Origin of the sequence: Catenovulum sp. 2E275 (genome assembly GCF_025515275.1) — a bacterium.
In the GTDB taxonomy this organism is placed as follows: Bacteria; Pseudomonadota; Gammaproteobacteria; order Enterobacterales; family Alteromonadaceae; genus Catenovulum.
On record NZ_JAOPFU010000074.1, the window covers coordinates 1 to 10363 of the forward strand.

The 10363-nt window shown below is 38.5% G+C and carries 7 protein-coding genes; 3 read left to right on the top strand and 4 right to left on the bottom strand.

The genetic code is table 11. The features are described 5' to 3' along the window. Positions 1-90 precede the first annotated feature (90 nt). The 4 genes from N7931_RS18545 to N7931_RS18560 form a co-directional block, all read right to left on the bottom strand. On the bottom strand, positions 91-990 hold the full coding sequence (locus tag N7931_RS18545; RefSeq protein WP_262795834.1) for a tyrosine-protein phosphatase: 900 nt from the start codon (positions 988-990) through the stop codon (positions 91-93). 274 nt (positions 991-1264) lie between these two features. Further along, positions 1265-3670: a PVC-type heme-binding CxxCH protein gene (locus N7931_RS18550; protein WP_262795835.1), complete on the bottom strand. Its 2406-nt coding sequence runs from the start codon at positions 3668-3670 to the stop codon at positions 1265-1267. 10 nt (positions 3671-3680) lie between these two features. Then, a complete protein-coding gene (locus tag N7931_RS18555) occupies positions 3681-4382 on the bottom strand; it encodes a DUF1080 domain-containing protein (RefSeq protein WP_262795836.1) in 702 nt (233 codons plus the stop codon). Positions 4383-4664: 282 nt separating this feature from the next. Continuing rightward, positions 4665-5993, bottom strand: coding sequence for a hypothetical protein (locus tag N7931_RS18560; protein WP_262795837.1), 1329 nt, complete (start codon positions 5991-5993; stop codon positions 4665-4667). 147 nt (positions 5994-6140) lie between these two features. On the opposite strand from N7931_RS18560, the gene chrA reads away from it, so the two are divergent. The 3 genes from chrA to N7931_RS18575 all read left to right on the top strand — a co-directional run bounded on the left by chrA (position 6141) and on the right by N7931_RS18575 (position 10149). Beyond that, entirely contained in the window at positions 6141-7352 is a 1212-nt protein-coding gene (chrA, locus tag N7931_RS18565) for a chromate efflux transporter (RefSeq protein ID WP_262795838.1), read from the top strand. 81 nt (positions 7353-7433) lie between these two features. Next, positions 7434-9551: a protein-disulfide reductase DsbD family protein gene (locus N7931_RS18570; RefSeq protein WP_262795839.1), complete on the top strand. Its 2118-nt coding sequence runs from the start codon at positions 7434-7436 to the stop codon at positions 9549-9551. Continuing rightward, complete coding sequence (locus N7931_RS18575) at positions 9541-10149, top strand: redoxin domain-containing protein (RefSeq protein WP_262795840.1); 609 nt, start codon at positions 9541-9543, stop codon at positions 10147-10149. Before N7931_RS18570 ends, N7931_RS18575 begins: the two co-directional genes overlap by 11 nt. The last annotated feature ends 214 nt before the right edge of the window (positions 10150-10363 follow it).

Below are 10363 nucleotides of genomic sequence, written 5' to 3' on the forward strand. Positions count from 1 at the left end.
ATCCATGGGGTCGTATTGCAAGTGAATTTAACGCAGTACCCGCGAAAAAAGGCCGTTTGAAACATATTCATTAAACCGAATTGAGGTTAATTATTGCAAGTAGATGCTTCTTAATTTTTGCACGTCAGCAGGGCTAACTTTAAGCTCTTTTTCCATAAACGCATTTATGCTGCCATAATCTTTTTCAATCCGCTGGAAAACAAGCGCTAATAGCGGATAACCACCATCGGTAAATAAAGGTTTTACCTCTGCCGGATCTTTACCTTTAGTAAAATGCAGCATAACTTTAGCAAAATCATTGGTTTTTGATTCAGCTTGTAAATCTACATTGCCTACTTCAACAAGCGGGTTACGGTATTCTGCGGTTAATACATAATCCTGAAAAATTTGTGGACGCGGTACACCTAACGCTTCAAGCATTAATGCTGAGGCAACGCCTGTTCTGTCTGAGCCTGCTGAACAATGCACAACCACAGGCGCTTTACCGTTTAAGGCAAAATCAAAGTAAGCTTGTAATTGAGGTTTAATTGAATAAGCAATGCCGGCATACATTTCGGCTAAATCAAACTTGGCTAAATTTTTAGGATCGCCCATCATTTGTTTAAAGCTGTAGTCGTACGAATAATAGTTAATGTCAGTGCCTTCAACCCAGTGATCCGGAAAAAGCTGGCGCTCTTCGTTAGTGCGTAAATCAACCACTGTATCAAAATCAAACTTAGCTAAATATTTTTGATCTTGCTCAGTTAAGCTACTCATTGCGGCTGAGCGAAATAACAAACCTTTTTTAACGCTTTTGCCGTCTTCGGTTTTGTATCCGCCGATGTCTCTAAAATTAGAGCCGCCTTCAAGCGGTAATACTTTGCTATAGCTGGTGGCTACATTATTTTTGGCCTGTAATGCTAACGCTTCTTCAATGCTTGCCTGTGCTTGGGTTGATACAAACATCGCCATACCTAAAGCTAAAACCAGTGGGGATTTTTTAATTAACATTGTTATTTAACTCCTTTCATCATCACAATTAGGGCTATTTAATTGCATATTGAGTTAGCTAAGTTGATAACAAATTTGCGCTAAAACAGTATGCGTTTGGTTTTGATGTAAGCAGTATTCGGCTGAATTATGACAAAAATGTGACGGATTAAAATTGAGAACGCCAAATAGACATCTATAAAAATAACCCGAATTAAAACAATTGGTTAAAGGTTTTAATTCGGGTTTTTAGAGATATCTAAATGATTCTTTTTTAATGATTTCTTGTGGTCATTTAATCAATTAAATCTTCCATTTTATAAGGCAGGCTTCTTTGTTTGGTTTGTATTCTAATTTGCTGGATAAAATCGGCAGTGATATGCGATTTTGTATCGGCGGCATTGCCCCATGAGTTACGGATATAAGTAGCAATTGCAGCTAATTCCTGATCGCTTATATCTTGTCTTTGTGCATAACCCGGCATTACCACACTGGTTTCCCAAGTTTGCCAGCCAATAGTGATTGGCCCTTGCATACCGTGTAATAAAATTTTAGCTAGCCTAGGTTTTGAGTCCAGCACCCATTCGCTATTCCAAAATGTTGGGCCAATACCTGAAAGGCCAGAACCATCCGCACCGTGACAACCTGTACAGCCACCTTTACCGTTAAATAAAGTTTTACCCAGATCATAAAGTGCTTTGCCAGATTCAGACAATTGAGCGCGGTTGGTGCGATCTGCCGGCTTTTTGCCCAGATTATTGATTAAATACATAAATTCATCATCTGGGTAAGCGCCATTTAAATGCGCTAAAAACTTGGGTGCACGATCAGCTAAGCCGCTGACAACTGCACTGCGGATATAAGGTTTATTTAAATGCTCGTCCAAAATACGTTTTAATAAATCCAGCACATTTGCTGAGTTTAAAAAAGCGCTAGTGGTCGCTGCTTGTAGCGCAAGTTCATAGTTTTTAATCTCCGGCATTAACATGGCTACAAAGCTGTTATGCTGCTCAGCCGGTAGTTTTTTGGCAACCGCGATAATCGTTTTGCGCACATTTTGAGTCGTATTCGGGTTATTAAAAATTTGCTGTAAGCTGGTTAAATCAAGCTGATTTAAGCCATATAGAGTCCAAAGCACATTGATTACACCGGTTGCACTTTGGTTAAGCTGGATTAATGGTTTGATTTTTACGCCAATATTGGGTTGATTCGCCTGAATAATCAGCCTGCGTGCTGTGTCTCTGTACCAGCCATTCGCATGAGTTAAATAAGGAATCAGCTGCTCGGCACTTAACCCTGCTAAATTTACTGTGTGTTCCAGTTTTTTATTTTTCCAGCTTACGCGGTAAATTCGCCCCATATTGTTATTATTTTTATCTAAATCGCGGGCAACAATTTGTTTGGCTAGGTAACTGGTTAAAAACTCTTTATGCTGCAAAATACCATGATACATATCAGCCAAATATAGCGAGCCATCCGGCGCTGTGTATAAATTCACTGGTCTGAATCTTTCATCGGTTGAGGTTAATAACTCATGCCCCGGAAAAGCCGGCTCGCCAGATAAAATACCATCCGCTTTTTTAATGAATCGTGCACTAATTAAATTAGCCGCAGGCTCTGGTGTGATAGCGAGTCCATAATAGTTCGCTGGAAAATTATCACCACGATAAATAACACTGCCGCTGGCGGCCGTAAAGTTAACTAACTTGCCATAATTTTGCTGATCGGTATGTAAAAATCCATCAAGATAACCACGGTTAACACCCGGATTCATCCTTGCTGGATAAATAGCTGATGGGCCAATTGAAATGGCATCTACTTTAGGCCAAAACCCCGGGTTGTGTTTTAATTCTCCGGGCAATAAATATTCGCCCTGAACCGGCGAGCTATTACCATTGTGGTATAAATACCCGCTGTCATCTATGGTTAAGCCCCACTGGCCACGATAATCTGTGGAGGCTCTGGCTAGCTTCCAATATTGATTGCGATAAATTTCTGCTGAACCCGTTTCAAGTGGCGCATCGTGTGGTAATACCTGATATTTTCTATCGCTTTTCGCGTTGTAGTACCAGTTGTCCATTGCATACAGCATGGTATTGGCTTTATGTTCAACATTGCCGCCTTCGGCGTAAGTTGGATCTACAATTTCTCTGATACCGGGTTTAATTTCGCCGTTTTCTTCAATAATTTCAGTAAAATATAGCTGTTGTTGATCCGCATAAAAAATCCCGCCTTTAACTAAAGAAATCGTACGCGGCAGGACAATATCGTTTAAAAACACACTGCGTTTATCAATTTTGCCATCATTATCTGTATCTTCCAGAATCGCAATGGTGCCATCGGCTTTATCTTCTGTACTGCCAGTTAAGTTTTCCATGTAGCGGGTCATTTCACATACCCAGATCCGGCCTTTTTGATCAAATGCCAGCGCAACCGGATTAAACAAAAAAGGCTCGGCAGCTACATTTTCTATTTTAAAACCTTTGGCTAATTCAAATGTATTTAAAGCTTGTTCAACGTTTAAAACCGGTGCTTGTGGTATCGCTTCAAACGGAATGACATCACGCATTTGATGATCGTCATAATCACCTTTAAAAGTCATTTCAGATAAATCAGTTTGAGCATCATCCGCAGTAGCGGTAAAAGCTGTAGCTAATAAAAACACAGCTGTAAGCTGACGGCTTAACAAAAAATTATTCATAATCAAAATATTAAAGCTCAGTAATGGTTATATTTTTAAACACTACTTTATTGCGTTTATCACCGGTTTTTTTAAATAATTCACTGCCGTGATGCTGAATGCCAATAAAACCTTCGGCTGATTTATTATCTATTACATGCGTGGTTAAAACGCCGTTTACCCAAATTTTAATCTCTGGACCAACTGCTTTTATTTTGTAATGATTCCACGCTAAATGCTGGTAAGCATTAGCTTGTTGAGATGACCATTCGCCTAATAAATTTTGTTTAAAATCGCTGTCTGGCGCGGAGCGGGTTGGGTGAAGTGGATAAAGCCATTGTCTTTGAGTAGCTTGCTCGTATAAACCGCCACTCCATTTTCTGTCGCTTGGATCTACCTCGGCCTGATACCCATAAGCATAAAAGCCATGGCCACTTTCAAATGGTTTGATTTGTGCCCGAAAAATAATACCTGAGTTGGAGTATTCTGTTGTATCTGGCATTTTTACATCTAATTCCAACTCAAAATCACGGTAGCTTTGTTTGGTTAAATAAAACCAATTATCGGTAGATATTAATTCAATTGTGCCATTAATAAATTCGGCCTGACCATAGGGATAAACATTTTGCCAGCGGGTTTGATCTAAACTTGGGGTTTGTGGCTTAGGGGTTGCGCAACTTGTTAATAATGCAACGAGCGCTATTTTAACTGAAAGTTTTAGTGGGTATTTCATCCTGCTCCCTGTTATTGGTTTTGTTAACCATCAATTAACAGGCAGGATACCTTATTCACACCCACATCTGAATATGTTTTAAAAATTAAACCATTTAACCTCAACTCTGGATAACAAATTGCTTTCTAGTGGTTATTTTCCCCGATAACTACGTTGAATTCGCTAGTAATAGCCAGCTATAACGTACGCAAATTTGCTTTGTTCTCACCTCACTAGAAAAAGAACTTAAACTAAAAACCAATAAATTTAAGGCTTTAGTTAACTTCTTATCCAGAGTTGAGGTTATTTAAGTTGTGATTGATGTTGATGCAGCGGTAACTCAGCTATTCTGGCATCAATTAACTGGGCAACTTGCTGATAAGCTTCTGATTCGGTTGAGCCAAAATCCTGATTAAAAGCATCTTCCGATAGCCCTTCAACCAAACCTTCAATTGTTGGGAAAAATACCGATTCAGCCTGATTTCCCGCCAATAAAGTCTGCGCATATTGTGGATGTTTAATAATAGTATCGGCAAATGCCAGCCCTGATTTATCCGCAGTTAAATCGGCAAAACTAAAACCAGAGCCACCTTTGTTGGTGTCTAATAACTCTTTTAACTCACCGACTTTTAACCCCATGTGCATTTTTACAACTCGTTCTAAAATTGCTGAATATAAAAAATGTAGAGCTAAATCATCACGTCCGGCTAATTGTAGGCTAGGGTGCTCCAGTTTATTTAATACACTGCGCTCTATTCCAACAAAGTGGCCAAAACGTTTATTGCCAAAGGTGGTAGCGAGCGCCCAAAGTGCAGCCTGATTCTCGGTTGAAGCGTCGCTTTCTGGTGATCTAAGCTGTGCCAGATAAAACATTTTGCCAATATAAAAAGCTAAGCTTTCTTTTTTATTTGGCTCCTTGGTGGTTTCAATTAAATTTTGTAGCTCAGTTAAATACACTGAAACCATTTCGGCATTTACATTTGATTTAATACTGCTTGAGATTAAATTGTCGCTGGCGGCATTTTTATGTAAAGCGGTTAATACTTCTTCTTTCATGCCTTCTTTTATAAGCAAAGTTAACCGGAGCGAGCGGTCTGACAATTCTGCTTTTTGAATTAAATTAAGCACGTTATTGGTGAGTTTATCTTCAAAGGTTAATAATAATGCGCGTTTAAATCCCCAGCTAACTAACCATTTTGGAAAAGGCAGTTTGCCTAATTTACAGCTATCAATTTCCAGCTTATTGTTGGCCGGTAATAAAGAACAATTTAAGTTTAAATACTGGTTGAAATACGGTGTTTTTATCTCGGTTGTGGCAGCCATTTCTATCGCAAAACGAGATAAGTTAGTTTGAAAACGAGTATTCGGTACTGTGTATGAAGCGACCGCCATAATGGCATCAACCTGAGCCTGACTAAAATAAAACTCAACTTCGCCAACACTATTATTTAATTTATGCGCAATTTTGTGTAGCGACTTTTTGGCTTTATCCACTCGTTGTGCAGAGACTTGCTGAGTTTCTTTAACAAGCGGATCATTTGAACGAGCGAGATAAATCAGCACCAACAGGCCTACGGCACAAAATACGGCCAACCAAACCAATTTACGCACTGTTGAAAAGATAAACTTCATTCTAAATTCCGCAAGATTTTCAAATACTAGGAGACATCAATATCTTAATGTTGAACGATAATGATTACCAGAGACACAGTTCAAATTAAGATAATATATTTGGTTTATAATGGTTTAGCTATTTAATTAAAGGTGGGTATTAAATTAATGAAACCTCAATTAAAACAATTTTTGGATTTGTTTTTATGTTTTTTAAAACTGGGTTGTACTGCATTTGGTGGTCCAGTTGCTCATTTAGCTTGTTTTAGAACAGAGTTTGTTGAAAAACAAAAAGTATTTACCGACAGCCAATTCACAACCTTAATTTCTATTTGTCAGTTTTTGCCCGGTCCGGCTAGTAGTCAGGTTGGGTTAGCTATTGGGTTAAAACAAGCAGGCCAACTGGGCGCTTTTATTGCTTGGTTTGCGTTTACTATGCCGTCTGCCATTTTATTGATTTTATTTGCGCTGAGCCTAAATACATTGGATAACCAAGTATTGTTTAATTTAGCTCAAGGTTTAAAGCTGGCTGTAGTTGCTGTGATTATTCATGCGTTGTGGCAAATGGCGAAAAGCTTTTGTACCGACAAGATCAGTATTGCCATTATGTTGTTATCAACAATGATTATGGCGATATTTGCTGCTATTTGGTTACAGTTTTTAGTTATTATATTGGCTGCGCTGATTGGCATTTTGTGTTTTAAATCACGCACTCAAACCAAACAAAACCAACTTGATCTGCCAATTAAATCTGCCAATGCCAAAATAAGTTTAACTTTATTATTAGCTGGTTTGATTGTTTTGCCGCTACTGGCTGGCATATTTCAAAATCAGTTTTTAGCGTTATTTGATAGTTTTTTCCGGATAGGCGCAACCGTATTTGGTGGCGGCCATGTAGTATTACCCATGTTAAAAAATGAGGTGGTCGCGGCTGGCTGGGTGAGCGAGCAAAACTTTTTGGCTGGTTATGGGGCAACTCAGGCTGTGCCCGGCCCTATTTTTACGTTTTCTGCTTTTTTAGGGGCGGCTAATGCATTAAATATTTCACCAGTGTTGGCTGGGCTGGTATGTTTATTTGCGATATTTTTGCCCTCTTTTTTATTGGTTAACGGCTGTTTTTATTACTGGCAATTTGTGCAAAATAATCAAACCTTAAAAAATGCCATTACGGGAGTCAACGCTGCGGTTGTTGGTTTATTATTAAGCTATTTGGTTAACCCGATTGCGTTTGATTTATTTGAAGCGCCGCAGCAGTTAGCGATTGTATTTGGTTTAACGTTATTAGTTTTTAGTCAAAAAATTCCGGTTTGGGTTATTGTTATTTTAACCGGGGTGATTTCAGCTTTAGTTAACCAATTTTTTAGCCAGCTTTTTAGTTAACAATGTAAGTTGATTGTAAAGTGAATTGAATCTTAAATTTAGCCGGTCAATACTGATATCAAAGGGTTTAAAGGATGAATAATGCGTTTATTTAATCGCTGGATTTTAACTGTTTTTGTCGCATGTTGTGCGCTATTTAATGTCGCTGCTAATAGCAGTGAATTGAACGATGGATTAGCAAATAAGCTGTCGGTTGAAAACGCAAGTTCAGTTGCAACTGGGCCGCATATTCAAGTTGCTTTAATTAGTGAATATCAAGATTTAAACCCTGATCAGCAAAATTGGATTGGTATTTTATTAGAGCCAGAAACTCACTGGCATACTTATTGGCAAAATCCGGGAGATTCTGGCGAAGCGCCGCAAATGAGTTGGACTTTACCGGATGGTGTAAACGCTGGCGAAATTAAATGGCCATTGCCGCAAAAAATTAACGTCGCGCATTTGGTTAATTATGGTTATGATGGCCAAAATTTATTAATGTTGCCGCTTAATTTTGATAATCCTAAACAATATAAAAACGGTGATACCCTGCATGTTTCGGTTGATTTATCTTGGCTGGTTTGTCAGGAAGATTGTATTCCCGGCTGGGCTACGTTAAATAAAACCTTTGATATAAATCGTAATAATACCCCCTCAGATTCGTTCGATTTATTTGCTAAAACTCGCAAGTTACACCCACAAAATAAAACCTTATCCGCCCAATACGAAACCACAGATCAACATATTGTTGTGTCGGTTAAACCGCCTGTTCAAAGTGACTGGCAATTGTTTGCACTAAAAAGCAGTGTTATCCAACATAATCAAAACCAGCAGCAATTAACTTCAGAATCAGGCAATACCCATTTTACTTTAGCTAAATCTGATTATTTTATTGATGAGAATAAGCCGCTTAAATTTTTATTATCAGATGGTACAAAAGGCTATTACCTAACGGCTGCTTTTAACTCGGTTTCAGCAAATAATAATTCGCCAAATCAGCTAGAGTCGCAAACTTTAGCTGCGCTGCTATTATTAGCGCTAATGGCTTTTGCCGGTGGTTTAATTTTAAATTTAATGCCGTGTGTTTTACCGGTTTTATCTATTAAAGCTTTGAGTTTACAGCAAACTAATTTATCTATTGGTAACAAACTGGCTTATTTAATTGGGGTGTTAGTCAGCTTTAATTTATTTGCGTTAGTTGTGATTTTACTCAGGCAAGGCGGCGAAAGTATTGGCTGGGGATTTCAAATGCAAGCGCCTTGGTTTGTTGCTTTAATGGCATTTTTATTTTTAGCGATAGCTTTGATGTTGCTGGATCAAATTCGCTTTGGCAGCAGTTTATCTGGCATCGGACAAAATTTAGTCTCTGGGCACGGCTTTTCCAGCCAGTTTTTTACCGGCGTTTTAGCTGTATTGGTTGCTTCACCTTGCACCGCACCTTTTATGGCGGCTTCGCTTGGTGTTGCTATGGTCAGCCCGCCAGCACAAACTTTATTATTATTTAATAGTTTAGCTCTTGGGTTTGCTTTGCCTCTCACGTTAATTTTTTGCTTACCTGTACTGGCTAAAATTTTGCCCAAACCCGGCGCATGGATGGAAAGTTTTAGACAGTTTTTGTTTTTTCCTATGTTGGCAACGGTTATCTGGTTAATTTGGGTGTATTTAAACCAAACCAATAGCGCCGCTTTATTTATTTTATTGATCAGCCTGCTCTGTTTTGCATTATTTTGCTGGCTGGTCAACCATAGTAAAGGCATGTTTAAAGCGCTATTTTTGTTAGCTGTTATCGCCAGCGTTATTTTACCGTTTTATTTAAATTATTCGGCTGAAGCTCACACCCCCCAAGCTCAGCAGCAAAATAATCAACTTGCTTACAACCCTCAAAAGCTGGCTGAACTAAAAGCAAATAACCAACTGGTTTTAGTTAATATGACCGCAGACTGGTGTATCACCTGTAAAGTAAATGAGCAGGTTGCATTTAATTCAAATGAAGTAAAAGCCATTTTGAACGAGCCTAATGTTCACTATATGGTGGGTGACTGGACCAATAAAAATCAGCAAATTTTAACTTTTTTACAGCAGTACAAACGAGCCGGTGTACCTTTGTATGTGGTTTATGCGGGTGATGGCTCAGAACAGGTATTACCTCAATTATTAAGTCCATCAATTGTAATTGAGGCCATTAATCAGGCAAAAAAGGAGCTAAACCATGAAAATTAAACAACTGATAAGCATAACTCTGCTGGCATTATGCAGCGGTTTTGTACAGGCAAATATTAAAGTTGATTCACCCGCCCCAGCATTTACGCTGAATAATGAAAAAGGTGAGCAAGTATCGTTGGCCGATTACAAAGGCAAGTATGTGGTTTTGGAGTGGACAAACGACCAATGCCCGTATGTTAAAAAGCATTATCAAAGTGGCAATATGCAAAACTTACAGCAAAAATATACAGATAAAGAGGTTGTTTGGTTATCTGTTATTTCGTCGGCACCAGGCAAACAAGGTTATGTTGAGGCTGATGAAGCGATTGAGTTAACACAATCACGTAATGCTGCGCCAACTCATGTATTGTTTGATCCTAGCGGTGAGGTTGGTAAAAGTTATGGCGCCAAAACCACGCCACACATGTATATAATTGATAAACAAGGTGTACTTAGATATGCCGGTGGCATCGACAGCATAAAATCAGCTAATCCGGCTGATATTGAAAAAGCCGACAATTATGTCGATTTAGGTTTAACCGCGTTAATGAATGGCAAAGAAGTGAAAAATAAACTCACACCACCTTATGGCTGTTCGGTTAAATATAAAAGCTAATTTTTAGCTTGGAAAACGAGCGATAAAGCTATTTTTTCGCTCGTTTTTATTATTTTCTAAAAGTTCGCAGTAGCAATGTGGTTTATATTAAACCCCTTTAAATAGTCTAGAATGTTTTCTTCATTATGTTCACCAGTTAAATCTAGCATGTCATCAAATTGAACTTTTCCGTGCTTAACTGTTTGAGAAATATAGTTAGCCATCGTATTACAGT